Consider the following 26,074-nt stretch of genomic DNA (forward strand, 5'->3'; position numbering starts at 1 on the left):
ATTCAGGTCTCGACCGGATCGACGATTAGCATGGCGTCCACCCGCAATTGCTGCTCCGACTGTTGCGTGACCAGCATATCCGCGACAAAATGACCGGGAATTGCAAATTCATGGCTCGGAAGGATGTCGGCCAGTTCCCGCAACGTCTCCGGACGGGATATATCCTTCCGGTCAACCCGGACGGTGTATCGGGTTCCGGCGAAGGTTATGCTCGCCCACGCGCGTTCGCGCTTTAATGTGACCCGCAGGTGACTGCCTGCCAGCGTTGCCATCTGCCGGATCAGCAACGAGCCGGGATCGCGCGGACAGGCTTTCCCTTGCGCTCGCTCAGCCGGCATGTTCTGTCCGCCACATCTGCATGAAATCTTCCGCCCGCTCCGAAATGTCCCGACCGGGCTGGCGCCCGTTGCGCAAATCCTGGACAAAACGGGGATCTCGAACCGAAAGCCGGCCGAATTTGGTCCACGACATGTCGGTTTCGCGCAGAAATATCTCGATTTTTCGCAATAATGGCACCGTTATTCTCCTTCTCGCCGCCAGTCGCTCGATCGGGCGACTCATTAAATAGGGAAAATCCTATTTGAAATGCGATTTCCTACATGTCTAGGAAAAATCCTATTGCCAATTTCGGCCAGTGCCATTATGTTGTGGTGGCTATGTCCGATGATCCCCGTGCCCATCTCGAACATCTGATCCGCAAGAACGGGCATGGCTTTGCCGCGATCTCGAAGATGCTCGGCAAGAACGCCGCCTATATCCAGCAATATATCCGCCGCGGTGTCCCTAAAAAACTGGACGAGGAAGACCGCCGCAGACTGGCCGAATTTTATGATGTCGAGGAACGGCTGCTCGGCGCTCCCGCTCAGCGCGAATCGCACCGGTCTGCCCCGGTTACTCCGGATGGGTTGTTGCGTATCAGACAATTGCAGGTGGGTGCATCGGCTGGATCAGGTGCGCTGGCGGATGACGAATATGCGGAATCCATGGGTTTTGGACGCAAATGGCTCCGGCGGCTGAGCGCTGATCCTGCCCATTTGTCGTTGATTGCGGTCGACGGTGATTCGATGGTTCCGACTCTCGGCGATGGCGACGACATCATGGTGGATCACAGCGCTGCGTCTCGGCCCTTGCGCGACGGCATCTATGTGCTGCGCATGGATGACGTGCTGCTGGTCAAACGGATTGCGATGGGGCCGTCGGGAAAGCTTTCGATCCGCAGCGATAATCCGCAATATCCGGATTGGGAGGATGTCAGTGCGGAAAGCGTAAACATCATCGGCCGGGTCGTCTGGACCGGACGGCAGCTGTAACGACTCTCCATTTTGGGACCTTGCAACTTGCGTATTGCACAGCCAAATAGTCTTTCATGACAGATGCACCTTTAAAGGCCGTGGTTATTCCGGTCACGCCGCTCCAGCAGAATTGCACACTCCTCTGGTGCACCAAGACCAACAAGGCCGCTCTGAGCGATCCGGGCGGCGATCTAAATCGCCTGAAAGCGGCGGTCGAAGAGCATGGTGTCGATCTGGAGAAGATCATCATTACCCATGGCCATCTTGATCATTGCGGCCAGGCGGGGATGCTGGCGGAAGAACTGGGGATACCAATCGAAGGGCCGCACAAGGATGATCTCTTCTGGATTGACCAGCTCGACGGCGATGGCGCCCGCTATGGCATGGAAGCGAGGAGCTTCGTTCCCGATCGCTGGCTGGAGGACGGCGACCAGGTCACCGTCGGCGATCTGACGCTCGATGTAATCCACTGCCCGGGTCATACGCCGGGTCATGTAATTTTCTATCATCAGCCATCGCGGCTGGCGGTGGTCGGCGATGTTATATTCCAGGGGTCAATCGGCCGAACCGATTTCCCGCGCGGCAATCATCAGGATCTGATCAACGCCATCACCCAGAAGCTCTGGCCGCTCGGCGACGATGTGACTTTCATCCCCGGCCACGGCCCGACCAGCCAGTTCGGCTATGAACGCAAGACCAATGCGTTTGTCGCAGACGATGTGCTGGCGGCGCGCTAGACAGCGCCGCTATCCTCGGCTGTTGTTTCGCCGCCGGCGAAGAGTGACAGGTCGGTGGCCATGACTTCATCGAGCAGATCGCGTTTCTGAACGAATCTGTTGGCCATCCGTGTGTCGTTGGCGAGATGGGGCTTCAGATAGGGTAGTGCCTCGAGAGGATTTCGCTTCGCCAGAGTTTCCCAGATAACCATTGCGGTGATCAGCATCCGTTCGTTCAGATAGCCCTGCCGCTCATATTGCCAGCCTTCGTTGCTGCCTGCGAAATTCCAAGCGCTGGTAGCCATGAAAATTCCGAAACCCAGATAGACCGAACAGAGATCGGTTGTCAGTTCATGCACTTCCCAGCCACCCGATGGCGCTGTTTTCGCCGTGCTCATAAGATAATGGGACAGCTCATGGGCAAAGGTCGCGATCAGTTTGGCTGGATCGCCGAGCTGGCTGGGGTTATAGCTGATCTGTGCATGATATTGACCGTCGGCTGCTTTCAGAAGCCGATATTCCCCCGCCGGTGCATGGCTGTCGTGTGTGAGCATTTGGCCTGACTCCAAAGCCATCTCGCGCGTCTGATCGCCTTGCACCAGCTTTGTCGGCCAGTCGCCCATGCCAGCCAAAAGTTTGACCTGTTCAAAAATCTGCTGGGCTTTCCGGGACGGGTCTGCGCTCGTTCCAGGAAAAAAGGTTTCGTTAGGCAGGACCAGCCGGTCGGCCGGATGTTTCTCTATCCCGCCAAACTCCGTTATCAGCCATTTGAAACTGGCAAGCTGCCAATACCACTCGTCTGTATCAAGCGGCCTTTTCGGTCGGAACAGTCTCAATGGCCGGAAACCAGTTCCTTAAATCGACAGATAGGGGATGCTGATCGCATATATACCAAGCCCGAGCAGGACCAGCATGGTTACAACCGTGCCGATCATCCGGCCCTTGCCAAATTTCCCATCGTCCATGCCGACGCCATGGGCGACGCGACCGAGCAGATAAAGGCCGCTTACGACCCAGAGCCATGTCGGGGATGTGGCGCTGGCTAACTCGATAGCCGCGACCAGCAACAGGACAAACGGCGCGCTTTCGATATAGTTGCTGTGCGCGCGCATGCGGCGCAGGACTTTTTCGTTGCCGCCGTCACCGACGCTGACTTTTTCGCTACCCCTGACCTGGCCGACTCGGACCATGAGCCAGATGTTGATCAGCGCTGCTGCGCCGGCCACGGTCAATGTTATCGGTAAAATCATCTTGTCCCCCAGATATATGAAAATTATAGGGCTGCTATAGAAGCACAATGCTTGCAACGCACAGGAAAATCATTATACGCGCCATTTCGCGTGCAATCTGTTGAACCAAGACCAAGCGATTCTCTGCAATATCAGAGACAGTTTGTCAGGCTTGGCCGATCAGCAAATTGAGCATGCTATGGATTTTTAAATTTTAAAGAACAGGCTTAGCAATGGCTGTACCTAAAAGAAAAACGACGCCCTCCAAACGCGGTATGCGCCGGTCACATGATGCTTTGAAAGTCGAAGCCTATCAGGAATGCCCGAACTGCGGTGAATTGAAGCGTCCGCACCATATGTGCGGAAGCTGCGGTCATTATAATGGCCGGGAAGTCTTGGCCGTCGATCTTTAATCGGCTAGTCTCTCGGCTTCTGACGCGCAATCAAGGGGAATAGCTGGTGGGAATGAGGCCGCGAATCGCGATTGATGCGATGGGCGGAGATGAAGGCCCGCGTGTCATGGTTGCAGGCGCCGCGCTTGCGCGTCACCGTCATGCTGGCTTTCAGTTTCTTTTCGTTGGTGATGAAACGCAGATTCGCGAAGCGCTGAAGGATCATCCCAATCTGAGCGCGGACTCGGAAATCCTGCACGCGCCGGATATCGTGTCCGGTGACGACAAACCGGCGCAGGCGCTGCGCGGGTCCAAGACCACATCCATGGGCATGGCAGTCAATGCCGTCAAAAACGGCGAAGTCAGTGCCGCTGTCAGCGCCGGCAATACCGGTGCCCTGATGGCTATCGCCAAGCTGGCGTTGCGCACCATGCCGGGTATCGACCGGCCGGCATTGTCGGCGCTGTTGCCGACGATGAAAGACACGGACGTGGTGATGCTCGATCTGGGCGCCAACACGGAATGCAATAGCCGGAACCTCGTTCAGTTTGCCGTTATGGGCGCCGCATATAGCCGTATCATGCACGGTTTTGACCGGCCCAAGGTGAAATTGCTGAATATCGGCACCGAAGAGGCCAAGGGCACTGGCACGATCCAGGAAGCCGCCGCGACGCTGAAAGGCGCCGGTAGCCTGCATATGGATTTTCTGGGTTTCACCGAGGCGGACAAGATTTCCACCGGTGAAGTCGACGTTATTGTCACCGATGGCTTTTCCGGCAATGTCGCGCTCAAGGCCCTCGAGGGCACAGCGCGCTTTGTCACCGATCTGCTGAAACAGAGTTTTCTGAGCAGCCTGCGATCGAAAATCGGCTTTCTGATATCCCGTCCGGCAACCGAAATGTTGCGAGGGCATCTTGATCCCAATAATCACAACGGTGCTGTGTTTCTTGGCCTGAATGGCGTGGTGGTAAAAAGCCACGGCAGCGCGGATGCCAAAGGGGTTGCCAATGCGGTCGAAGTGGCTGCCCGTCTGGTCGAGGACAGTATTCTCGAGCGGATTAGTGAGGATCTGACCAAGATCAGCGAAGCAGCGCCGATAGCAGAGGTAGCAAAATGAACGATGCCGCTAGACGGTCTGTTATCAAGGGAACCGGGTCGGCTCTGCCGCGCACGCGTGTTTCCAATGCCGATCTGGCCAAGCGCGTCGACACTACGGACGAGTGGATTGTCGAGCGGACAGGCATAAAATTCCGGCATATTGCCGAAGATGACGAGACGACCTCTACGCTCGCGATAGAGGCTGCGGACAAGGCGATGAAGGCGGCTGGCTTTGGCGCTGCGGACATCGATCTGATCATCGTTGCCACCGCCACCCCCGACCAGACATTTCCGGCAACCGCCACGATCGTTCAGGATGCACTGGGATGCAACGGCTGCGTTGCCTTTGATGTCGCAGCGGTCTGCTCCGGTTTCCTTTATGCGCTGTCTGTTGCGGACAGCATGATTCGGGCCGGCAGCGCGCAGAATGCGCTGGTTATCGGCGCAGAAACCTTCAGCCGGATCCTCGACTGGGAAGACCGCGGGACCTGTGTCCTGTTTGGCGATGGCGCCGGGGCGATTGTGTTGGCAGCGGAGCAGGGTGAAAAAGGCGTTCTTGCCACCCGTTTGCACGCCGATGGCGCACACAACCAGCTTCTTTACGTTGATGGCGGCGCCGGTACCACCGGGACTGTCGGCAAGCTGCGCATGAAAGGCCCCGAAGTGTTTCGCCACGCGGTGGTCAACCTGTCCTCCGTCCTGAAAGAGGTGCTGGAAGAATCCGGTGAATCGGTCGACAATGTCGACTGGGTTGTGCCGCATCAGGCCAATGCCCGGATTTTGGATGCAACGGCCCGGAAGCTCAGCCTCCCGCCGGAAAAGGTGATCAAGACGGTCGATCTGCATGCCAATACTTCGGCGGCATCGGTGCCGCTGGCCCTGGATACCGCTGTACGCGATGGTCGAATCAAGGCCGGAGATCTGCTGGTTCTGGAAGCAATGGGTGGTGGATTTACCTGGGGAGCGTCGGTCATTCGCTACTGAATGGGCTGCCGCGGGGCATGAATTAACCATAATCGACATATTCGTCGCCGATTTTGCATCCTTGTCGAAAGCCAGTTGAGTAAAATGCATTTCGGCTTCTAGCTTGGAGCCATGGAATATACGGCATCCACAGGTCTGAAGATTGCGGCTCCGTTTCTGTACCGTGCCTATCTCAGCTGCCATGCCCTTCAGGCCCGAAAGCCACAGCTTTTGAAGGCGCTGGACTGTTCCGAAGCGGCATTGCGTGACCCCGGTTATCAACTGGATGACATTGCAATTGCCCGCCTTTGCGCGGCGGCGCGCGATGAACTCAACTGTACCGATATTCACGCCGAGATTGGCGGCAAGATGGTGCCGCAGGGCTTTTCCGATCGCGGGTTTACTGCCTTTTTCCAGCCCAGTTTTGGTGAAGCGCTGCTTGACCTTGTCGCTGAACAGCGACTGGGGGGCGAGGAGCCGGTGGCAAAAATTCTGTCGCTTTCCTCCGGTGACCGGCTGGTCTGGAACCCGGGTGAGGCGACCGAACCGGATCTTGTCCACATCCTATTTTCTCTGGTCCATCAATGCGGGGAATTGCTGGCCGCAGGGCGCTTCAAGACCGTGAAAGCGGCGCATTTTGCCCACCGCCGGCCTGATGGCTTCCGAGGCTTCCCGAGCGCAGATTCCGGACGGGATCCGATACCTTGCCATTTCAACCGGCCATCCACCTATCTGGAATATCATCATATGGCGATGACCATGCCGATCCAGCGTCATAATCCGGCGATTATCACGGCGGTCCGGAAGCAGGAGACCTCATTCGCCCGGGCCAGATTCGAACGACAAAATATCGCGAAGCTGACCTATGAATATTTATTATATCTGCTCGACAAATCCGGCCTCAGCCTCGATGCGGCAGCCCGGACCTTCGGCATGGCCGAACGCACGTTGCGCCGCAAACTAGTGTCCGAGGGCATGTCCTATCGCCAGTTGCTGGAGCAGGTGCGGCGGGACACTTGCCATCTCTATTTTCTCGAAGGCACGCGGAATCTGTCCGAAATATCTGCCAAGTTGGGATATAGCGAACTGAGCGCTTTCACCCGCGCCTATACCAGCTGGTACGGGCATCCGCCGAGCCAGGATACCGGCAACGCGATTGCTCTGGCTGCCTGAATTGTGTGGAAAATGGTGGGCGTAGAGAGAGTTGAACTCCCGACCCCTTCGATGTCAACGAAGTGCTCTACCACTGAGCTATACGCCCACACTGGAGGCCCTCTAGCCAGCCGTTCCGGCTGGCGCAAGGCTTAATTCAGGTCGCTGATACTGTCTGGCTCAAACAGCCGGTCGACCTCCATGACCAGATCGCGCAAATGGAAGGGTTTGGACAGGATTTTGGCCTTCGGAACAGACTCCCCGGCGCGCAATGTCACGCCGGAAAAACCGGTGATAAACATGACCTGGGTCTTCGGGCATACAGACGCGCAATGCTGGGCGAGTTCGATTCCGTCCATTTCCGGCATCACGATATCGGTCAATAGCAGATCAAATTCCTGTTCGGCGAGCAGTGGCACCGCAGCCGTCCCGCGGTCTACGGCGATAACTTCATAGTTGGCTTTCTCCAGTGCCCGTGTAAGATGCTCACGCATCGCCCGTTCATCTTCCGCGAGGAGAATCCTAATCATTTTGTCGCGCCTTCCCGAATATGCCTGATTTCAAGCCTGCCTATATGCCGAGGCCGGTATATAAGTGCAAATCGGTTAATTTTTTTCCGAAAAAGGCGACTATTTTGGCGAGGGAACCCGATTATGGAAGGCAGCAATATGACTAATCCGGTTCCTGGGCGCAACCCGGCGCCGCTGCCGACCTATTCCCTGTCCAATGTCGACGGGTTGCGCTTTCCGTTGCTGGTCAGTGTCCCCCATTCCGGCCGCGAATATCCGCCAGAGCTGCTCGATAACCTGAATGTGCCTGCTTCCCATCTTTTGCGGCTGGAAGACCGCTATTCGGATCGGCTAGCGGCATCGGCTATTGCCAGCGGCTTCCCTGCGATCATTGCCCGCAAGCCGCGGGCCTGGATAGATCTCAATCGCAGCCGAAGCGAGATTGATCCGGCGATGGTGGTTGGTATGGATCCGTCGCAGACAGGCCAGATGAGCAGAAAGGTGAGGGGCGGTCTGGGCTTGCTGCCGCGGAGACTGCACGGGGCAGGCAATTTGTGGCGGAACAAATGGTCACTGCAGCATGTCATTGACCGCATCGAGCAGGATCACGAACCCTATCATGCGCAGGTTGCGCATCTGCTGGACAGGATCCATTCCGTTTTCGGATGCGCGCTGCTGCTTGACCTGCACAGCATGCCGTCAACCGTCGACGAGAATCACAACAAGATCGGTTTTGTGCTGGGCGACCGTTTCGGGCGAAGCTGCGAATCGCGCTATGTCGAACTGGCCGCCGGTCATTTCCGCAGGCACGGTCATCTGGTCCAGACGAATCACCCCTATTCGGGCAGCTATATTCTGGAGCGGCATGGTAATCCGTCACGCAATATCCATGCTTTCCAGCTGGAAGTGGACCGTTCGTTATATCTCGACCGGAATATGCGCGAACCGATAGCTGCCGCCAGCTCTGTTGCGGAATTGATCCGTCATTGCTGCATGATGCTGGCCGAGCAACTGTCAGGCCAGGATCAGCTGGAAGCGGCCGAATGAAGCCTTTTCAATAAAAAAACCACCTCGTCGGTTCGACGAGGTGGCCAAGGTTCAGGGAGGTGGCATCCCAGAGGAATGCCGGTAATGATTCGATCGGGGGATGCGAACCATTACAACGCCCATGTGGGCCTAGTTGCTCCAGGTTGCAAGACCCGGAAGTAGAAAATTTTCGAAGGCCATGGCCTGCTTCGGCCAAATCGGACGAAGCAGGCCGCTTTGTGCGGTTAAACCGGAACGGAGGGAGCTTCGGTCACTTGCGGCATCTTGCCGGCAGCAACCTGTTTCGCAAACACATCACGCATCACCTGCAGCGAAAAGAGATGGGCGTAGATCAGCGGCAACATCCCGTTTTGGTTCATCTTGCGGAGCTCGTCGCCGCGCAGTTCGCGCAACTTTTCCTCGTTGACCATCTTGAATCCGCGATAGACAAATGGCTTTTCAACGCCGGTTTGCTGAATGGAAACCTCTCCGTCCATCAACAATCCCATCTTGTCCAGCTCCTGCACGAACTGGCCGGTTCGCTGGCCAGCCTGTTCAAACTGTTCGCAGAAATTCAGGATGTTCTTGGTGGTTTCGCTGGGCTGGCTATTTTCGAAAAGCGCGTCACCTTCCTTATAGTCACCAATTGCGTCGGTGGTTGGGTCGAAGCATAGCGACAGTTCTTCGGCTTCCGGGCGCAATTTTGCGAGCATGAACGGGTACCGGCGGACATAAGCCGGGACGTAGGCGGGTTCGCTGAACTGGCCTTCATCATTCATGAACGTGTTCACACCTTCGTTCAAACCCATGAGAATCAGCGGTACGCTATTATCACCGACCGAAAAGACAATCGGATAGTTGCGCGCTGCATTGATGAATTCATCGGTGGTGATCGGAATGGCGTGCTGCGACTGCATGAAGGATGCGTTGTCGAGCCCCTTGACTTTCCATGTACCATGTTCATTGGAATTCAGCGGAATCAGATCCTTGTAGAACATCGGTAGGGCTTGTGCTTGTGGCGTGCTCGCCATAGTTATATTCTCCGAAAATTACTGTTGAAACCGAATAGTTGTCTTGCGCTTTAAGAGCCTGACTGACCGGACGCAAGAGGAACGAGTTTCCCCGGGTTCATAATATTCTTCGGATCGATCGCCGTTTTAATTGCGCGCAGCATAGCGAGGCGGGCGTCGGAAGACAGTCGCTCCAGCTCTGCGCGCTTGATCTGCCCGATTCCATGTTCTGCCGAAATGGATCCGCCTGCCGCGATGACGAGGTCATGGACAAGCGGTGTTATCCGCGTCGCATAGTCCCGTATCCACTGCTCAGGAACCACGCCCGCCGGCGCTTTGACGTGCAGGTGGACATTGCCATCTCCCATATGGCCGAACGCGATGACTTTCGTACCGGGAAAGCTCGCCTCTATGACCGGCGATGCTTCCTTGATGAACCGGGCCATAGCGGGAACCGGTACGCTGATATCATGTTGCAGGGCCGGGCCACTAGCGCGCTCTGCCTCGGAGATCGAATCGCGGATTTTCCAGAAATCCTCTGCCTGCTGTTCGCTGGCCGCTATCGTTGCATCTTCAACCAGCCCCAGTTCCAACGCCTCTGCCAACAGTTTTTCGGTGACCGACCTAGGATCCTGCGCGTCCGGCTGATCGCGCACGATTTCAATGAGGATATGCCAGCGATGCTCTTCCTGAAGCGGCGCGCGGGTACCGGGAATGTGTCGCAATACCGACTGCAGGCAGGTTTCGGGGATGATCTCGAAACCTTCCAACGACTGTGGTGTCCTCTGATTGAGAAAGCGGAACATCTGATAGGCAGCACCGGTGCTGTCGACTGCGGCCCAAGAGACACAACGATCGACGAGGGCGGGTACGGTTTTAAGCGTTGCGGCGGTGACAATGCCCAGCGTGCCTTCTCCGCCAATGAACAAATGTTTCAGATCATAGCCGCGATTGTCTTTCTTCAGCGCCGAGAGGCCGTCAAAAATACTACCGTCGGGCAGAACCGCTTCAATACCGCTAACCAGTGCGCGCATGGTCCCGTGGCGAAGCACCTGGGTCCCGCCGGCATTTGTCGAAATCAGACCGCCGACTGTGGCCGAACCTTTGCCGCCGAGGGTCAGCGGAAACCGCTGGCCTTCGTTTGCCAGTGCTTCGTGCAGATTCTGGAGAATGACTCCGGCCTCGCACAAGATCATTTGGTCCTGTGGTGCGATCGAGCGGATCCGGTTCATGCGGCGCGTTGACAACAGAACCGACAGGCCATCGCGATCCGGCGTTGCCCCTCCGACCATACCGCTATTGCCTCCCTGCGGCACGATCGCAACGGTGTTTTTATTGGCAATTTTCAGGATTTCTGCCGTCTCTTGCGTGTTTGCCGGAGAGATCATCGCGAGCGAAGCACCAGTATACCGGCCACGCCAGTCGGTGAGCCAGGGTGCCATCTCATCACCTGCGCGAGTGAAGCCTTTGGGGCCGACAACCGCCCGCATTTCTTTCAGCCAATCGGCCTTTTCTGACATATTCCAGTCCCTCTGCGGTGGTGCCATCGGTTCGCTGTTGCGGATCAGCCTTGCCGAAGAATATCAAGACGCTAACAGATAGAAAATCCTCAGTTCATGCAATATTCAATCACTGCTGATATAGGCAAGGCAAGGGTTAGTTAAAGGATTATGGTGAGCCTGTCACTTACAGCGATATTGCTGCTCTCTGTGCCGGATGCACGCGAGATGCGGCCGCTCGAGATGCCGTCGGCAGACGCAGCCATGGTCCATGTGGCGGAGCGTCCGCTGCTCTTTGCGCAGGTCCGAATCGAGAAGCGGGTGATTATTCGCGTTCCTCGTCGGCGTCCGACACCACTCGCACCGATGGCGGATTTTTCGCGCGAATCCGTGAAAAAAACCTATCGGGAAAAGAAAATGGGCAAATGCGTGCCGATGAACAATATTCTTGGCGTGCAGATGTTTGCGGACCGCTATCTCGATCTGATTACCAAGGACCGCAAGAGAATCCGGGCACAACTGGAGGACAAATGCCAGGCGCGCAGCTTCTATTCGGGCTTCTATGTCGAGAAAACGGATGACGGGAAAATATGCACCGGCCGCGATATTCTTCACTCGCGAACCGGAGCGAAATGCGAGATCGACCGCTTCCGTGAACTGGTCCCGGAACGCTAGGCCCAGCGAGAAAACTTGACAAATCCCGGATATGCGATCATTGCCCGGCACAGCCCGAGAGGCTAAGACAGGGTGCAAGGTTGCATCCTATATTTTTCCGGAACCACTATGAAATTTGCCGATATCGGCCTGTCTGAAGAACTGCTGAAATCTGTAGCCGAAGCCGGCTATGACGAACCGACGCCAATTCAGGCGCAAGCCATCCCCTCCGTCCTGATGATGAAAGATATCATCGGCATCGCCCAGACGGGCACTGGCAAAACAGCAAGCTTCGTGCTGCCGATGATCGACATATTGGCGCATGGCCGCTCGCGTGCGCGGATGCCACGGTCGCTGATCCTCGAACCGACCCGCGAACTGGCGGCGCAGGTTGCCGAGAATTTCGAGAAATATGGCAAGAACCATAATCTCAGCATGGCCTTGCTTATCGGCGGTGTTTCAATGGGGGACCAGATCAAGGCGCTGGAAAAGGGTGTCGACGTACTGATCGCGACTCCCGGACGTCTGATGGATCTTTTTGATCGCGGACGGATATTGATGTCGGGCTGCGAATTGCTGGTCATCGACGAAGCCGACCGGATGCTCGACATGGGCTTCATCCCGGATATCGAATCCATCTGCTCGAAACTTCCCTCAACCCGGCAGACGATGCTGTTTTCGGCCACCATGCCGCCGCCGATCAAACGCCTGTCCGACCAGTTTCTGAGCAATCCGAAATATATCGAGGTTTCGCGCCCGGCGACGGCAAATACCTCGATCGACCAGTCGCTGATCGAAGTCGCACCCAAGGCGAAACGCAAGCTGCTCGTCGACATTCTCGACAATGAAGGCGTCGAGACCGCGATCATATTCTGCAATCGCAAGACCGAAGTGCGCGATTTGTGCCAGAGTCTGCGCAAGGATGGCTTCGATGCCGGACAGATCCATGGCGACATGGACCAGAGTTCGCGTCTCGCCGAGCTGGACCGGTTCAAGTCGGGTGAAATCAATATATTATGCGCGTCCGACGTTGCCGCTCGCGGACTGGATATCAAGGGCGTCAGCCATGTCATCAATTATGATATTCCCTGGCATCCGGATGACTATATCCACCGTATTGGCCGCACCGGTCGCGCTGGCGCTACCGGTGTTGCGATAACCTTCATCACCCGCAGCGATGCCGAACATGTCGACAGCATTGAAAAGCTGACTGGCATGAAGATCCCGGTCCGCAAGGAACGCACGGTCAGAACTGGTGGAAAGCCGGCTGATCAGGCCGACGGAGACCATGTTCAGGCAAAGCCGGCGAAGGCGAAAGCCCCGCGCCGGAAAGATGCGCCGAAGAAATCGCGACGGGAAGACGCTCCGAAGAAACCGGCGCCAGACCGCAGGGTCGAAGAGGAAAAGCCGCCGGTGGCTGATGACAGCAACGACATTGACGAGGGTTGGAACGGCCCGATGCCAAGCTTTCTGGAAGCCCGGCTCAACCGCTAGCATCCCGGCCGATGGCCGGTTGCCAGTCCGGCGCTATTTCAGCGTCAGACTGTCCAGAATAGCCGCCGCCAGCGGGTCGGTCGACTTGGCTTGGTCGGCGGCATAGCTGACCTCCGCCTGGACCATTGTGCCATCGGGTTTGCGGAGCAGCCGCTGATTGGATTTCAGGCCATTGGTCAATATGCCGGAAGCGCGATATTCATTGTTGCCAACGGCGCTGCCTTCCATGGCCGCATTGCCATCCTCGATATTTTCGACCGCTTTGCTCCAGGCAGCATCCTCGCGATTTTCGACCCAGCTAACCGCCAGTTTTGCGCCGCTTTCGGTTTCGGTAAACACCCGGCCATTGTCGTCGCTGGCGGATTCATCGACTGTCCAGTCACCGGGCACCATGATCGTATAGCCGCGCAGCGCGTTGGTATAGCTTTCCATGCTGGTAAGATCGACCGGCGCCGCTGCGGTATCGTCTTCCACGGCAGCCGCTTCGTCACGGATCGCTTGGCTGGCGGCGTCCGCCTGTCGCGCCAGTTCCTCGCTGGAGGGCACATCGCCCACCGCTTCCTGTTTTCCGCAGGCCGAAAGAAGCAGTGCCAGCGTCAGGGCGGCACCAAATGGAAGAATTGGAAGCATGTTTTTCATATCCGCCAGACTTAAGACCAGCAGGGCGAAACATCAATGGCGATGTTGGACTGGTCCGGCAATCGGGCCGCCCCGCAATTGTTGGAAAATGGCCGAAAATGTCAAATTCCGGCAAAATGCGAAAAAATTATGCCGCGTTATCAATGCCCAGATCCGCCAGCTTGCGGTAAAGGGTCGATCGTCCGATGCCCAGACGCCGGGCCACTTCGGTCATCCGGCCGCGATAATGGCCGATGGCGAGGCGGATCACGTCGGCTTCTATTTCTTCCAGCGGCCGCAAATTGCCATCTTCGGCATATAGAGTGATGCCAATGCCTTCGGGGCTGTTCGACAGATGCGGTTCGGTCTCTCCGGATTCGGCAACAAAAGAGGCGATCTGCGGAAATTCCTCGCAGCTCAGGGCGTTATGGTCGCACATGACCGCGGCGCGGAACAGCACGCTTTGTAGCTGGCGGACATTGCCGGGCCAGCGATAGCTGCGCAAAAGGTTCAGCGCCTCGTCGGTGATGCCCAGACTGCGCAGGCCCGGCTGGTGCGCGAGGCGGGCAAGAAAATGCCGTGCCAGCGCCGGAATGTCGCCGGTGCGGTCGCGCAACGGCGGAATGGTCAGCTGGACAACATTCATCTGATAATAAAGGTCTTCCCGGAAATTGTCCTTTTCGACTTCCCGCTCCAGCTTGCGGTTGGTTGCGGCGATAACCCGCACGTCGAGCTGGAAGCTGTTCGGGCTGCCGAGCGGCTGGATATCGGAATGTTTCAGGAAACGCAGCAGGCGGACCTGGGTTTCCGGAGGTATCCGGTCGACTTCATCGAGGAAAATCGTACCGCCTTCGGCTTGCTGGAGCAGCCCGATCTTGCGGTCAAAAGCGCCGGTAAAAGCACCCTTTTCATGACCAAACAGGATCGAATCGAGCAGATTTCCGGTAATTGCACCACAATTCAGCTTCAACATCGGCATTTTTGCGCGCGGGCTGGCGGCGTGAATGGCATCGGCTATGACTTCCTTGCCAACCCCGCCTTCGCCCTCGATCAGGACCGGAACACGGGCCCTTGCGGCTTTTGCGGCAATCGCCAGCGCGGCGCGAAAAGCCGGTGCGGCTCCGACGATTTCTTCAAATTCGAGCGGCACCGAGATCTTTTCACTGAGCGGGCGCAATTCGCCATCATCGCGCGACGATCTGACCGCGGCGTCGAGCGCCTTGAGCATCAGTTCGGGGGCGACCGGCTTGATCAGATAGTCGGTGGCGCCGGCGCGGACGGCGTCGACCGCCTCGGCGATCGACCCGACTGCGGTCAGCATCAGGATCGGCAGGGCAGGGCGGCGCGCCTTCAGTTCGGTGATCAGTTCGGTGGCTTCGGAACCCGGCACCCAATGGTCGAGAATGATTGCATCCAGCATCATCCCGTCCTGCGTGCCGAGCGTCGCTATCGCGGTTTCCGCGTCGCGGGCAAAGATAGTGCGGAAGCCCGCGCGCGACGCCAGTGCCGAAATTAACCGGCATTGCGCCGGCTCATCATCGATAAGCAGCAGTAACTTTGTGCCGTTTTGTGCCATTTTTTTCCCGATTGTCCCACAATGAAGCATTTTCATAGCGGCAACCGGTAAAGAGCCGATTAAAGGGCCAGCAAATATTCTATCCAAAATGACGGTGGGTAGGACTTGAGCAGGCGCTAATATAGGGTTACACCTCGCGCCAGTTTAGTACGAGAAATGGGGAAATCATGACATCTGATAATAATCTGGGACCGGCCGAGGAAACATATTCCGGCTTTTTGTCACTGCTGAAGATTGGCACGATCGCATCAATCATAGTGGTAACATTGGTGGTAATTCTTATATCCTAACTGATTGGAAATTTTAGTGAAAATTGCGGTTTTAAAGGAACTCGCCGACGGCGAGACGCGGGTTAGCGCGTCGCCTGAAACGGTAAAGAAATTCATCGCTTTGGGCGCCTCTATGACCGTGGAAAAGGGCGCAGGAGAATCTGCGTCGGTTTCCGATGCCGACTATGAAGCCATGGGGGCCAGCATTGCCACCCGGGCCGCAACGCTGAAGGATGCCGACATTGTTCTGGCCGTGCAGGGCCCCGATCCCCAATCGCTCAAGGGAATGAAGAAAGGGGCCTGGCTGGTGGCCAGTCTCAATCCATTCGGCGAGCGCGAGCGGGTTGACGCTTATGCCAAGCTGGGCATCGATGCGCTGGCGATGGAATTCATGCCGCGGATCACCCGCGCGCAGTCGATGGATATCCTGTCGTCGCAGTCCAATCTTTCCGGTTATAAAGCCGTCATTCTGGCCGCCAATGAATATGGCCGCGCCTTTCCGATGATGATGACCGCAGCGGGCACGGTGTCCGCCGCGCGCTGCTTCGTCATGGGGGTCGGCGTTGCCGGATTGCAGGCGATAGCCACGGCCCGGCGTCTCGGCGCACAGGTTAGCGCGACCGACGTGCGCAGCGCCACCAAGGAACAGATCCAGTCGCTCGGCGCGAAACCGATTTTTGTCGAATCGGTCGAAGGCATCGAGGGCGAAGGTTCCGGCGGCTATGCCACCGAAATGAGCGAGGAATATCAGAAGGCCCAGGCCGAACTGGTGTCCAGTCATATCGCCAAACAGGATATCGTGATCACCACCGCCCTGATCCCCGGCCGCGCCGCGCCGCGTTTGATTTCGGACGCGCAGATCGCGACGATGCGCAATGGCAGCGTGATCGTCGATCTGGCCGCCGAACAGGGCGGCAATGTCGAAGGCGCTGTTGCCGGCAAGACCGTGGAGAAACACGGTGTCAAAATCGTCGGCGCGCAGAATATTCCGGCGATGATGGCGGCGGACAGTTCGGCGCTGTTTGCCCGCAATCTCTATAATTTCCTCAGCGCTTATTGGGACGAAGAGGCCAAAAGGCCGGTTCTGCCCGATGACGACGAGGTGACAATTGGCATACGGCTGACCAAGGATGGCAAAGTCGTGAACGAGCGCCTTCTGGCGAACTAGGGGGTTAGCAATGGACTTTATCTCAATCTTATCAATTTTCGTGATGGCCTGTTTTGTCGGCTATTATGTGGTCTGGTCGGTGACCCCGGCCTTGCACACGCCGCTGATGGCGGTGACCAACGCGATTTCCTCGGTGATTATCGTCGGCGCACTGATTGCGGCGGCGGCGGGATCGCAGGCTGATGGCGGGCAAACCGCCAAATGGCTGGGTCTGGTCGGCGTTGTCTTGGCAAGCGTGAATATTTTCGGCGGCTTTGCCGTAACCGAGCGCATGCTCGCAATGTACAAGAAAAAGGAGCGCAAATAATGCGGAACGCATTGGTTGGCGCATCCGCGCTTCTCTTCTCGACACCGGCGCTCGCTGCGTCTGGCGAAGCGGTAAACCCCTGGGTTGCCGCCGCCTATCTGGTCGCCGGCGTGCTTTTCATTCTCGCGCTGCGTGGTCTGTCCTCGCCGGAATCAAGCCGGGCGGGTAACCGCTTCGGCATGGTCGGCATGCTGATTGCCGTGGTCACCACCCTGTGGACCCACAGCATTGCCAGCCTGCCGGAAATTGCCGGTGCGATCGCCATTGGTGGCGTGATCGGCTTTGTGATCGCCCGCCGCATCGCGATGACCGATATGCCGCAGCTGGTTGCCGCGTTTCACAGCCTCGTCGGTCTGGCCGCCGTGCTGGTCGGTATCGCCGCCTATCTCAATCCCGGCGCCTTTGGCATTCTTGATGCGACAGGTGAAATCCTGACCGTCAGCCGTGTCGAACTGGGCCTTGGTGTTGCCATTGGTGCGATCACCTTCTCCGGTTCGGTCATCGCTTTTTTGAAACTCAACGGCAATATGTCGGGTGCACCGATCATGCTGCCGCTGCGCCATGTCATCAATCTCGGCGTATTGGCGGCGATAATCGGCCTGACCGCCTATTTCGCCATTGCTCCGACCGTCGGCACGGGGGCGATATTCTGGACCATCGTGGGCTTGAGCTTCCTGATCGGCTTCCTGCTGATCATCCCGATCGGCGGCGCGGACATGCCGGTCGTAGTGTCGATGCTGAACAGCTATTCCGGCTGGGCGGCTGCAGCGATGGGCTTCACCCTCGGCAATACGGCGATGATCATTACCGGCGCGCTGGTCGGTTCGTCCGGTGCGATTCTCTCCTATATCATGTGCAAGGCGATGAACCGCAGCTTCATCAGCGTGATTGCCGGCGGCTTTGGTGCCGACAGCGGTCCGAGTGAAGGCGCGGCCAAGATCGACCGTCCGTGGAAGCGCGGATCGGCCGAAGATGCTGCCTATATGATGAAACAGGCCGAGAATGTGATCATCATTCCGGGCTATGGCATGGCCGTGGCGCAGGCCCAGCATGCCTTGCGCGAAATGGGCGACATGCTGAAGGAGCAGGGCGTCGGCGTCAAATATGCGATCCACCCCGTGGCCGGCCGTATGCCGGGCCATATGAACGTGCTGCTGGCCGAAGCCAATGTGCCTTATGACGAGGTGTTCGAGCTGGAAGATATCAACAGCGAATTTGCCCAGGCCGATGTGGCCTTCATCATCGGCGCCAATGACGTGGTCAATCCGGCGGCGAAAACCGACAAGGGATCGCCGATTTACGGCATGCCGGTGTTCGATGTCGACAAGGCCAAGACGATCTTTTTCGTCAAGCGCTCGATGGGCGGTGTCGGCTATGCCGGGGTCGACAACGAGGTCTTTTATATGGACCAGACCATGATGTTACTTTCCGACGCGAAGAAAATGTGCGAGGAAATCGTAAAGGCGCTCTAGACGCCAATTTCGATTTTTTCAGGGAATGTAACATCAATGCGTAAAATTGGCCTGATTGGCGGGATGAGCTGGGTGTCGACAGCCAGCTACTACACGCGGATCAACCGGATCGTGCAAAACCGCCTCGGCGGCTTTACCAGTCCGCATCTGTTGATCGAAAGCGTCAATTTCAGCGATTACGCCCGGCTGCAATCGGACGACGACTGGGATGCGGCCGCCGGTCTGATGACCCGGTCGGCGAAGCGTCTGGAAAAAAGCGGCGCCACGGCGGTGCTGATCTGTTCCAACGCGATGCACAAGATCTACGATCAGGTGCAGCCGGAAGTTGGCGTTCCGATCCTGCATATCGCCGATTGCGTCGGCGACAAGATGGTCGCCGATGGCGTAAAGACGGCAACTTTGATCGGCTCGCGCAACGTGATGACCGAGGGTTTCTATCGCAAGCGTCTGGTCGGCAAGGGCATCACCCTGTCGCCGCCCGACGAGCAGCGGGTCGAGGAGATTGACCGGATCATCTACGAAGAGTTGATGTTCAATCAGGCCAAGCGCGAGTCCGAACGGACGATGAAAACCTATATCACCAATATCGCCAAGCAGGATATCGAAGCGATCGTATTGGGATCCACCGAACTGGATCTGATCATCGATACCAAGGCGAATATCCTGCCGATTTACGATAGCACCGAAATCCACGCCGATGCGGCGATCGAATGGATTCTTGCCGACGGCTAGGCCGGTTTTTCGCTGATTACTGACATTGATGTCAATGCTCTTGGCATGGCCGCTTTTTTGCGGCATTATCTCTGCTTCGTGGAGGAGAGAGATATGATACGCAGTCTATTGGTGGCTACCGCGCTTTGCCTGAGCGCCCCGGCCCTGGCCAAAACCATCACCGTTGCACCCGGAGACGATGCGCAGGAACGGCTGCAGGAAGCGCTGATCCTGGCCGAGCCGGGTGATGTCGTGGAACTGGGCGCCGGCCGGTTCGATCTGGTCGACGGCCTGTCGCTGGATGTCGACAATGTCACCGTTCGTGGCGCCGGCATGGACCAGACGGTGCTCAATTTCGCCGGACAACTGGGCGCGGGCGAAGGCCTGCTGGTGACGTCCGATCATGTCGTGCTGCGCGATTTCGCGATCGAGGACAGCAAGGGCGACGGCATCAAGTCGAAGGGCGCGGACAATATTGTCTACTACCGGCTGCGGGTGGAGTGGACCCGCGGGCCGCACGCGGAAAATGGCGCCTATGCCATTTATCCGGTGGAAAGCAGCAATGTGCTGGTCGACAGCGTGACCACCATCGGTTCGTCCGATGCCGGGATTTACGTCGGACAGTCGGAGAATATCATCGTCCGCAACAGCGTGGCAAAGTTCAACGTCGCGGGCATCGAGATCGAGAACAGCGTCGGCGCGGATGTTTATAATAATGTCGCGGTCAACAATACCGGCGGCATCCTGGTCTTCGATCTGCCCAATATCCCGAAACAGGGCGGCCGCAACGTCCGCGTGTTCGACAATATCGTGGTCGACAACAACACCCCGAATTTTGCGCCAGAGGGCAATATCGTCGCGGACGTCCCGGCCGGCATGGGCGTCATGGTGATGTCGCATTATGAAGTGGAAGTGTTCGAAAACCGCTTCGCCGAGAACGGCACCGGCAATGTCCTGATCGTGTCCTATAGCAAGGGGCAGGATGATCCGAATTATAACCCGAAGCCGATCGGCGTGCGGGTGTTTGAAAATGACCATGGCCGGGCTGGCTATAATCCGGCCTTTCCCGGGGGTGATATGCTGAAGGCCGCCTTTGGCGGTGCTATTCCGCCGATTATCGAAGATGGCACGGGCGAGAATATCCTGATCGATGATGATGTCGCGATCCTGTCGCTGGGGCTGACCGCGCCGGGCCAGTCGCTGGCCGAAGCCAGGCCCTCGCTGGTCGAGGGCGCGAGCGAGCCGTTTGACGGCCGGCGGCTGAAACCGGTCACCCTGCCGCAGGCCATGGAAGACGCTATCCGATAATGCGGTTGCTGGCTTCTGCGTGCGCTGTTCTGGCGCTTGCCCTTACAGCGGGCGCGCGCGAGCCGGAAGGTGTGGCCGACGGGGTGATAATGGCCGACGGCCTGCCGCGGCTGCTTTCGGACTATGGGTTTTTCAAGGATGCAGCGGGCTGGCAGCCGAACGAGCGGGTCGTGCCCTATCAGTTGAACATGCCGCTCTTTTCGGACTATGCGGAGAAATACCGGTTCATCTATGTGCCCGAGGGACAGCAGGCGAAGGCAAACGGCGACGGGCTGCTCGAGTTTCCGGTGGGGTCGGCCTTGATCAAGAGCTTTGGTTACGAGCTTGACGGCAAGCCGATGCTGCTCGAGACAAGGGTGCTGCTCCACCGGGCCGACGGCTGGCTGGCGCTGCCCTACGTCTGGAACGAGGCGCAGACCGAGGCGAGGCTGAAGGTTGCGGGCGCGCGTATCCCCGTCACTTTTACCGACCCGTCCGGGCGGGAACGGTCGATCAGCTATGCTGTACCGAACAAGAACCAGTGCAAGGAATGCCATGGACTGTCGGATGCGGTGACACCAATCGGTCCCAAGGCGCGCAACCTGACCCACGGCGGGCAGCTTGCGCAATTCGCGCGGCTTGGCCTGGTCGACCGGGTACCGGCGGTCGATTATCGCGTCCCGGTCTGGGGGGAGAGCAGCGCGCCGCTCAATGACCGTGCGCGCGGCTATCTCGACGTCAATTGCGCTCATTGCCACAACGTCAATGGTTCGGCGAGCAACTCGGGCCTGTTTCTGACCTATGAGGAAGACACGCCGGTCCGTATCGGTATCCACAAGCGTCCGGTGGCGGCGGGGCGGGGCAGCGGCAGTCATGATTTCGACATCGCGCCGGGCGATCCGGACGGCAGCATCATGATCTATCGGCTGAACAGCCTCGATCCGGGTATCAGCATGCCGGAAGTCGGCCGCTCGATCGTTCATGACGAAGGGGTCGCACTGCTCCGCGAGTGGATTGCGGAGATGGAATAGAGGGCGTGGTCCGGCGGAAGCCGGGGGATGATTATCGCGCGCGGGTCCAGATCTGGCTCTGGCAGATAAAGGCGACACAGCCTTTCATCTTCAGTCTGTTGGTCGCGTCGAGACTGATTTCGGATCGATAGGTCCGGCCGCTCTTCGGATCATAGACCTTGCCGCGCCAGATATCGCCGTCGGGCCTCAAGCCGGTCAGGATCGCGATGCCCAGCACCTTGCGGTTGCGCAGCTTCCTGTCGGGATTGTAGATATCCTTCTGGCCCGCACCATCCGGCGGGGTCACCAGATATTTGTGAATCCGGCCGCAGACGGTCGCGCCGCATCGGGAAATACGGATAATGGCGTCGCGGTCCTCGGTGATCCAGTCACCGGTGATCGGCTCCGCGGCCAGCGCAGGGCTCGCGAAGATCATGGCGGCTGAGATCAGGCCGATGGCCGGTCTGCCCGAAGTGAAAATGAACATTGCCTTGTTCCCTTGCCGCTCGTCTATGGGTGGATCAGGATCGGGGCAATAGATCCTTGGCGGTGACCCCAGTCTGAACGCGACGGAACAATCTGCCTTTTTCGGCCCAGAAGATGAGCGTCAGGGAAGCAATGCCACAGACCAGGAAGCCGGTGGCAAGTGGCAGGATCGTGCCGTCAAACTGCAGGCCGATAACGGATCCGATGACCGAAGACAGGCCGGATCGGGCAAAGTTCTGGAACGAGGAAGCGACACCCGCGGTCTTGCCGAACGGCTGCATCGCGATCGAGCTGAAATTGGCACCGGTGAAGCCGATCATGCCCATTGTGGGCACGAGCAGGGCCATGAAGATCCAGAGATTGACCATACCGGCCTCGGCCAGAACCAGATGGATCGCCGACACCAGTATGAAAAAGATCAGCGCCGACTGGGACACTCGCCGCGCACCAAAGCGCATGACGATCCGCGAATTGGTAAAGCTGGCGACCGACATCGCGCCGGCGTTCAGGGCAAAAATATAGACAAAAATATCACCGGCACCGAATATGTCGAAAAATATCTGCTGGGCCGATGCAATATAGGCAAAGAGCGGCGCCATCATCAGGCCACTGGCCATGACATGGCCAAAGCTGTTGCGGTTGAAGATAACGCCATACCATGCGGCGCCGATCGACCGGGCCTTGATCGGCGTCTTGTCGTCCGGATGCAGAGTCTCGGGAAGGCGGGTACTCACCCATAGGAAGGCTATCAGGCCTGCGGTGGACAGAACCAGGAATATTGCCTTCCACGGCGCAACGTGGAGTACCAACTGGCCGATCAGGGGTGCCGTGATCGGAACGATCATGAACACCATCATGATCGTGGACATCGCACGGGCCATCGCATCGCCGTCGTAGCGATCGCGGATGATGCTGTTCGCCAGCACACCCATCGCCGACGCCGCCAGTCCCTGGATGAAGCGGCCGATCAGCAGCAACTGATAGTCCCATGCCAGGGCACAGAGTATACCGAAGCCGGTATAAATGCCGATAGTCACCAGCAGCACCGGCTTGCGGCCATAGCGATCCGCCAGCGATCCATAGAGGATCGACCCGACCGCCATGCCGTAAATATAGGAAGTGATCGTCCACTGCCGGTCGTTGACGTTGGGCAGGGCAAAATCGTCCGAGATCAGCCCCAGCGCTGGCAACATGATGTCGATCGCGAGCGCGTTGAGCGACATCAGGCTTGCCATCATGAAGATGAGTTCAATACGGCCTATGGGAAAGGGAAGAGCTTTGCGTTGCACCGGTGGCCTATGGCAAGCTCGGGCGCTTGTGGCTATAGTGTAAATAGACAGCTTGCCTTTGCCGGGCAGCGCGACCGGGGATAACGGGATGACGAAGCAAAGCTTTCCGCTGCTTGTTCTGATGATTGGGATGCTGGCAGGGCCAGCGGGCGCACGGCCGGAATCCGCCCCTGAGCAAGCCGGTTGCATGTCTGTCTCGGGTGATATCTGGGGAGAAGGCCGACCGGATAAGCCCCCTCGGAGGATTGATGGCAAACAGATAAAATCGCTTACGGATTTTTTGCGGATGACCGGAGATCGGACATCAAATGTAACGGTGGTCAGGGACGGCGCGTTTGCCGGCTGGGATTTCGGTGGCATGTCGCTACACGGAATCTGTTTTGAAGAAAGCGATCTTTCGGGTGCTAATTTCGCCGGCGCGCTGGCCGCCGGCGCGGGCTTCATCAAGACCGACCTGAGCGGCGCCAATATGGACGGCGTTCACATGCCCGGCGTGCTTTTCCGCAACGCCGGTCTGCGGGCCGTGTCGGCCAGGGGCGCGGATTTTTCGCATGGGCATTTCGACGGCGGCTGGTTCGAGGGCAGCGTCGAGGGCTGGAATCTGGATGGTGCCAGTTTGACCGGCTTTGTTTTTGCGTGTGGTATAACCGTGCCGGATGGTTGTCCGGTTTATCAGGGCGGCGCCAACACAAGCGCCAAAGGCGCTGATTTCACCGACGCCATATTGCACAGCTTCGGGTTGCACGCCGTCGATCTGGCCGGTGCCCGGATCGACCGGACAATAATTGGCCCCCGCCAATTGCCGAATCTGGCGAAGAGCGATTTTCGCGGCCCTGTCATCCTGCGCGGTGGTGACAGGGATGTCAGTCTGACCAGCGAGGAGGCCCGACGGTTGCTGGCCGCCCATATCGAACAGCGCGCGGTGGAATCGCAGCCGTCTTTCAACTGTGGCAAGGCGGCGAGCCGGGTCGAGAAGGAAATCTGCGGAGACTATGCCAGCGATCTGCGTGCTGACGACCGCTCTATGGCCGTCCTGTACCAACGCGCGAAGGCAGCGAACGCCAGTGTCAGAACCAGCCAGCGTGCCTGGCTGAAGCAGCGCAACCGATGCGCAATGGCCGAATATCCCGCTGACTGTATCCGGCAAAGCTACAGCGCGCGCAAGGGCGAGCTGCTCGGCATGCTGGGCGAGCAGAACTGGCTGGCGCGCGGACAGGCGGCGCTTTTTGTCGATGATGTGCTGCCGCTACCGGCGGCCATGGCCGGATCGGATCTCATGGCCAGAATCGCGCCGGTTCTGGTCGGTGCCTCGATGACCGAAATATTGGTCGAACGCGGGGATGACGGGCTCTATGCGATCAAAGGCAGCGCAGTCGGAGCCAATGCGCATTTGTGCAGCATCTATGCCACGCATCTCTATTTCGACGCGCAATCGGGCTGGTATATTCCGGTGTCGGAGGGAGGCGCTGTTCCGGTCTTCCGGATTTTTGACAACCGACTGGAAATTTTTGCCGCCGGCAAGCCGGACTATGAAAAATATCCCGTAGCGGCGGATATTATGAGCTGCGGAATGCGCGCGAGTTTTACCCAGACGGTCCGGGCCAGAGCAGGAGAGGCAACGATCGAACGCTATCGGCAGGTTTTGAGCGAGGCAATGTAGCCGCTCCCCAAGCCGGAAAACAGACGCTAGACTGAACTCATGTCCGACTCCGCTCCCGATCTTTTGCAGCGCAAGATCATCCATATCGATATGGATGCCTTTTTCGCCAGTGTCGAACAGCGCGACTTTCCCGAATTGCGCGGCAAGCCGGTTGCGGTCGGCGGCTCGTCAAAGCGCGGGGTGGTCGCGGCGGCTTCTTATGAAGCGCGGACATTTGGCGTACGGTCGGCCATGGCCTCGGTGACCGCCAAACGCCGCTGTCCCGACCTGATTTTCGTCAAGCACCGGTTCGAGGTCTATCGCGAGGTGTCGCAGCAAATCCGCGCGATCTTCCGCACGCATAGCGATCTGGTCGAGCCGCTGTCGCTGGATGAAGCCTATATCGATGTCACCGAAGACAAGATGGGGATCGGCAATGCGACAAGGATTGCCGAGATGATCCGCGCCGAGATCAAGAAGCAGACGGGTCTGACCGCCAGCGCCGGGGTCAGCTATAACAAGTTCATCGCCAAGATTGCCTCGGACCAGAACAAGCCTGACGGGATTTGCGTGATCAAGCCGCACCAGGGGGCGGATTTTGTCGCGCAGTTGCCGGTGCGGCGTTTCTACGGCGTCGGCCCGAAGACGGCAGAGCGGATGGCGAAGCTCGGCATCCACACCGGCGCTGACCTGCGCGCGCAATCGCAGGCCTTTCTGAACCAGCATTTCGGTAAGTCGGCAGGCTATCTGTTTCGCGCCTCGCGCGGGGTCGATCATCGCGAGGTGCGCGCGCACCGGATTCGCAAATCGGTCGGCGGCGAGCGGACCTACGGCGACGATCTGGTCAGCGATGATGATATGCACGACGCGTTCGAACATATTATCGACATCGTCTGGAACAGCATCGAGAAATGCGAGGCGCGCGGGCGGACGGTGACGCTCAAGGCGAAATATGCCGATTTCCGGCAGGTGACGCGTTCCCATTCGGTGGACCATTATGTCGCGGACAAGAATGAATTTGCCGCCATCGGCCGGGACTTGCTGAGTAGCATCATGCCCGTGGAAAATGGCGTGCGGCTGCTCGGACTGACGCTGGCCAACCTGGAGGGCGCGGAGGCGAAGGCGGACGAGCCATCCGATGACATGGAGCAGAAGGCGTTTGAATTTTAGCGTCGGGGAGGGCCGGTGCTCCGAACTTGATGCGGAGC

The 26,074-nt window shown here is 58.1% G+C and carries 29 protein-coding genes and 1 tRNA gene; 18 read left to right on the forward strand and 12 right to left on the reverse strand.

All coding sequences use genetic code 11. The features are described 5' to 3' along the window. Positions 1-2 precede the first annotated feature (2 nt). A complete protein-coding gene (locus ACHZCJ_RS13510) occupies positions 3-338 on the reverse strand; it encodes a hypothetical protein (protein WP_321327038.1) in 336 nt (111 codons plus the stop codon). After that, positions 328-561 carry a hypothetical protein gene (locus ACHZCJ_RS13515; RefSeq protein ID WP_321327039.1) on the reverse strand — a complete coding sequence of 78 codons (234 nt, stop codon included), beginning with the start codon at positions 559-561 and terminating at the stop codon, positions 328-330. The genes ACHZCJ_RS13510 and ACHZCJ_RS13515 overlap by 11 nt, the downstream gene beginning before the upstream one ends. Before the next feature lie 38 nt (positions 562-599). Here ACHZCJ_RS13515 and ACHZCJ_RS13520 point away from each other — a divergent pair, with 38 nt between their 5' ends. Next, positions 600-1,310: a helix-turn-helix transcriptional regulator gene (locus ACHZCJ_RS13520; protein ID WP_394700126.1), complete on the forward strand. Its 711-nt coding sequence runs from the start codon at positions 600-602 to the stop codon at positions 1,308-1,310. A gap of 56 nt (positions 1,311-1,366) precedes the next feature. Beyond that, a complete protein-coding gene (locus ACHZCJ_RS13525; RefSeq protein WP_159647516.1) occupies positions 1,367-2,029 on the forward strand; it encodes an MBL fold metallo-hydrolase in 663 nt (220 codons plus the stop codon). On the opposite strand, the gene ACHZCJ_RS13530 is transcribed toward ACHZCJ_RS13525, so the two are convergent. Both ACHZCJ_RS13530 and ACHZCJ_RS13535 read right to left on the reverse strand, forming a co-directional pair. Next, a complete protein-coding gene (locus ACHZCJ_RS13530; RefSeq protein WP_321327040.1) occupies positions 2,026-2,844 on the reverse strand; it encodes a hypothetical protein in 819 nt (272 codons plus the stop codon). The two genes, ACHZCJ_RS13525 and ACHZCJ_RS13530, sit on opposite strands and share 4 nt — an antisense overlap. A gap of 18 nt (positions 2,845-2,862) precedes the next feature. Further along, complete coding sequence (locus ACHZCJ_RS13535) at positions 2,863-3,258, reverse strand: MAPEG family protein (RefSeq protein ID WP_159647520.1); 396 nt, start codon at positions 3,256-3,258, stop codon at positions 2,863-2,865. Between the two features lie 212 nt (positions 3,259-3,470). On the opposite strand from ACHZCJ_RS13535, the gene rpmF reads away from it, so the two are divergent. The 4 genes from rpmF (at position 3,471) to ACHZCJ_RS13555 (ending at position 6,863) form a co-directional block, all read left to right on the forward strand. After that, positions 3,471-3,650: a 50S ribosomal protein L32 gene (rpmF, locus tag ACHZCJ_RS13540; RefSeq protein ID WP_082896673.1), complete on the forward strand. Its 180-nt coding sequence runs from the start codon at positions 3,471-3,473 to the stop codon at positions 3,648-3,650. A gap of 52 nt (positions 3,651-3,702) precedes the next feature. After that, entirely contained in the window at positions 3,703-4,746 is a 1,044-nt protein-coding gene (gene plsX, locus ACHZCJ_RS13545; protein WP_321327807.1) for a phosphate acyltransferase PlsX, read from the forward strand. Continuing rightward, positions 4,743-5,711: a beta-ketoacyl-ACP synthase III gene (locus ACHZCJ_RS13550; RefSeq protein ID WP_321327041.1), complete on the forward strand. Its 969-nt coding sequence runs from the start codon at positions 4,743-4,745 to the stop codon at positions 5,709-5,711. The genes plsX and ACHZCJ_RS13550 overlap by 4 nt, the downstream gene beginning before the upstream one ends. Positions 5,712-5,822: 111 nt before the next feature. After that, on the forward strand, positions 5,823-6,863 hold the full coding sequence (locus ACHZCJ_RS13555; protein ID WP_321327042.1) for a helix-turn-helix transcriptional regulator: 1,041 nt from the start codon (positions 5,823-5,825) through the stop codon (positions 6,861-6,863). Positions 6,864-6,876: 13 nt separating this feature from the next. Here ACHZCJ_RS13555 and ACHZCJ_RS13560 read toward each other — a convergent pair. Further along, a tRNA-Val gene (locus ACHZCJ_RS13560) sits at positions 6,877-6,951 on the reverse strand. Between the two features lie 43 nt (positions 6,952-6,994). After that, the gene (locus ACHZCJ_RS13565; RefSeq protein WP_159647528.1) at positions 6,995-7,372 is read right to left on the reverse strand and encodes a response regulator; all 378 of its coding nucleotides are present in this window, start codon (positions 7,370-7,372) and stop codon (positions 6,995-6,997) included. 138 nt (positions 7,373-7,510) lie between these two features. Here ACHZCJ_RS13565 and ACHZCJ_RS13570 point away from each other — a divergent pair, with 138 nt between their 5' ends. Then, positions 7,511-8,398, forward strand: coding sequence for an N-formylglutamate amidohydrolase (locus tag ACHZCJ_RS13570; protein ID WP_321327043.1), 888 nt, complete (start codon positions 7,511-7,513; stop codon positions 8,396-8,398). Positions 8,399-8,622: 224 nt separating this feature from the next. Here the strand turns inward: ACHZCJ_RS13570 and ACHZCJ_RS13575 are convergent, their stop codons facing one another. Continuing rightward, positions 8,623-9,408, reverse strand: coding sequence for a SapC family protein (locus ACHZCJ_RS13575; protein WP_321327044.1), 786 nt, complete (start codon positions 9,406-9,408; stop codon positions 8,623-8,625). A 50-nt stretch (positions 9,409-9,458) separates the two neighbouring features. Continuing rightward, the gene (locus ACHZCJ_RS13580; RefSeq protein ID WP_321327045.1) at positions 9,459-10,907 is read right to left on the reverse strand and encodes an FAD-binding oxidoreductase; all 1,449 of its coding nucleotides are present in this window, start codon (positions 10,905-10,907) and stop codon (positions 9,459-9,461) included. Positions 10,908-11,060: 153 nt separating this feature from the next. On the opposite strand from ACHZCJ_RS13580, the gene ACHZCJ_RS13585 reads away from it, so the two are divergent. Next, positions 11,061-11,561 carry a hypothetical protein gene (locus ACHZCJ_RS13585; protein WP_321327046.1) on the forward strand — a complete coding sequence of 167 codons (501 nt, stop codon included), beginning with the start codon at positions 11,061-11,063 and terminating at the stop codon, positions 11,559-11,561. A 108-nt stretch (positions 11,562-11,669) separates the two neighbouring features. Next, positions 11,670-13,034 (forward strand): DEAD/DEAH box helicase, encoded by a 1,365-nt coding sequence (locus ACHZCJ_RS13590; protein WP_321327047.1) that lies wholly within the window; start codon positions 11,670-11,672, stop codon positions 13,032-13,034. A 33-nt stretch (positions 13,035-13,067) separates the two neighbouring features. Here ACHZCJ_RS13590 and ACHZCJ_RS13595 read toward each other — a convergent pair whose 3' ends face one another. Together ACHZCJ_RS13595 and ACHZCJ_RS13600 are read right to left on the reverse strand one after the other, a co-directional pair. Next, entirely contained in the window at positions 13,068-13,664 is a 597-nt protein-coding gene (locus tag ACHZCJ_RS13595) for a hypothetical protein (RefSeq protein WP_321327048.1), read from the reverse strand. A 136-nt stretch (positions 13,665-13,800) separates the two neighbouring features. Then, complete coding sequence (locus tag ACHZCJ_RS13600; RefSeq protein ID WP_159647534.1) at positions 13,801-15,228, reverse strand: sigma-54 dependent transcriptional regulator; 1,428 nt, start codon at positions 15,226-15,228, stop codon at positions 13,801-13,803. Positions 15,229-15,395: 167 nt separating this feature from the next. Here ACHZCJ_RS13600 and ACHZCJ_RS13605 point away from each other — a divergent pair, with 167 nt between their 5' ends. The 7 genes from ACHZCJ_RS13605 to ACHZCJ_RS13635 all read left to right on the forward strand — a co-directional run bounded on the left by ACHZCJ_RS13605 (position 15,396) and on the right by ACHZCJ_RS13635 (position 21,473). Further along, the gene (locus ACHZCJ_RS13605) at positions 15,396-15,518 is read left to right on the forward strand and encodes an aa3-type cytochrome c oxidase subunit IV (protein WP_159647535.1); all 123 of its coding nucleotides are present in this window, start codon (positions 15,396-15,398) and stop codon (positions 15,516-15,518) included. A 16-nt stretch (positions 15,519-15,534) separates the two neighbouring features. Further along, entirely contained in the window at positions 15,535-16,665 is a 1,131-nt protein-coding gene (locus ACHZCJ_RS13610) for a Re/Si-specific NAD(P)(+) transhydrogenase subunit alpha (RefSeq protein WP_159647536.1), read from the forward strand. Positions 16,666-16,675: 10 nt separating this feature from the next. Beyond that, complete coding sequence (locus ACHZCJ_RS13615; RefSeq protein ID WP_066743604.1) at positions 16,676-16,972, forward strand: NAD(P) transhydrogenase subunit alpha; 297 nt, start codon at positions 16,676-16,678, stop codon at positions 16,970-16,972. Beyond that, positions 16,972-18,444, forward strand: a complete 1,473-nt coding sequence (locus tag ACHZCJ_RS13620) for an NAD(P)(+) transhydrogenase (Re/Si-specific) subunit beta (RefSeq protein ID WP_159647537.1) — start codon at positions 16,972-16,974, stop codon at positions 18,442-18,444. Before ACHZCJ_RS13615 ends, ACHZCJ_RS13620 begins: the two co-directional genes overlap by 1 nt. A gap of 36 nt (positions 18,445-18,480) precedes the next feature. Beyond that, positions 18,481-19,176 carry an aspartate/glutamate racemase family protein gene (locus ACHZCJ_RS13625; RefSeq protein WP_159647538.1) on the forward strand — a complete coding sequence of 232 codons (696 nt, stop codon included), beginning with the start codon at positions 18,481-18,483 and terminating at the stop codon, positions 19,174-19,176. 93 nt (positions 19,177-19,269) lie between these two features. Next, complete coding sequence (locus tag ACHZCJ_RS13630) at positions 19,270-20,463, forward strand: parallel beta-helix domain-containing protein (protein ID WP_321327049.1); 1,194 nt, start codon at positions 19,270-19,272, stop codon at positions 20,461-20,463. Further along, positions 20,463-21,473 (forward strand): SO2930 family diheme c-type cytochrome, encoded by a 1,011-nt coding sequence (locus tag ACHZCJ_RS13635; protein ID WP_321327050.1) that lies wholly within the window; start codon positions 20,463-20,465, stop codon positions 21,471-21,473. The genes ACHZCJ_RS13630 and ACHZCJ_RS13635 overlap by 1 nt, the downstream gene beginning before the upstream one ends. Before the next feature lie 31 nt (positions 21,474-21,504). Here the strand turns inward: ACHZCJ_RS13635 and ACHZCJ_RS13640 are convergent, their stop codons facing one another. Further along, on the reverse strand, positions 21,505-21,939 hold the full coding sequence (locus ACHZCJ_RS13640; protein WP_321327051.1) for a DUF2147 domain-containing protein: 435 nt from the start codon (positions 21,937-21,939) through the stop codon (positions 21,505-21,507). A gap of 34 nt (positions 21,940-21,973) precedes the next feature. After that, on the reverse strand, positions 21,974-23,176 hold the full coding sequence (locus ACHZCJ_RS13645) for a multidrug effflux MFS transporter (RefSeq protein WP_159647542.1): 1,203 nt from the start codon (positions 23,174-23,176) through the stop codon (positions 21,974-21,976). Between the two features lie 337 nt (positions 23,177-23,513). Here ACHZCJ_RS13645 and ACHZCJ_RS13650 point away from each other — a divergent pair, with 337 nt between their 5' ends. Together ACHZCJ_RS13650 and dinB are read left to right on the forward strand one after the other, a co-directional pair. Continuing rightward, entirely contained in the window at positions 23,514-24,887 is a 1,374-nt protein-coding gene (locus ACHZCJ_RS13650; protein WP_321327053.1) for a pentapeptide repeat-containing protein, read from the forward strand. A 39-nt stretch (positions 24,888-24,926) separates the two neighbouring features. Next, positions 24,927-26,036 carry a DNA polymerase IV gene (gene dinB, locus ACHZCJ_RS13655; RefSeq protein WP_321327054.1) on the forward strand — a complete coding sequence of 370 codons (1,110 nt, stop codon included), beginning with the start codon at positions 24,927-24,929 and terminating at the stop codon, positions 26,034-26,036. Positions 26,037-26,074: the final 38 nt, after the last annotated feature.

The sequence above is a fragment of the uncultured Parasphingorhabdus sp. genome (genome assembly GCF_963677535.2).
Lineage (GTDB): Bacteria > Pseudomonadota > Alphaproteobacteria > Sphingomonadales > Sphingomonadaceae > Parasphingorhabdus.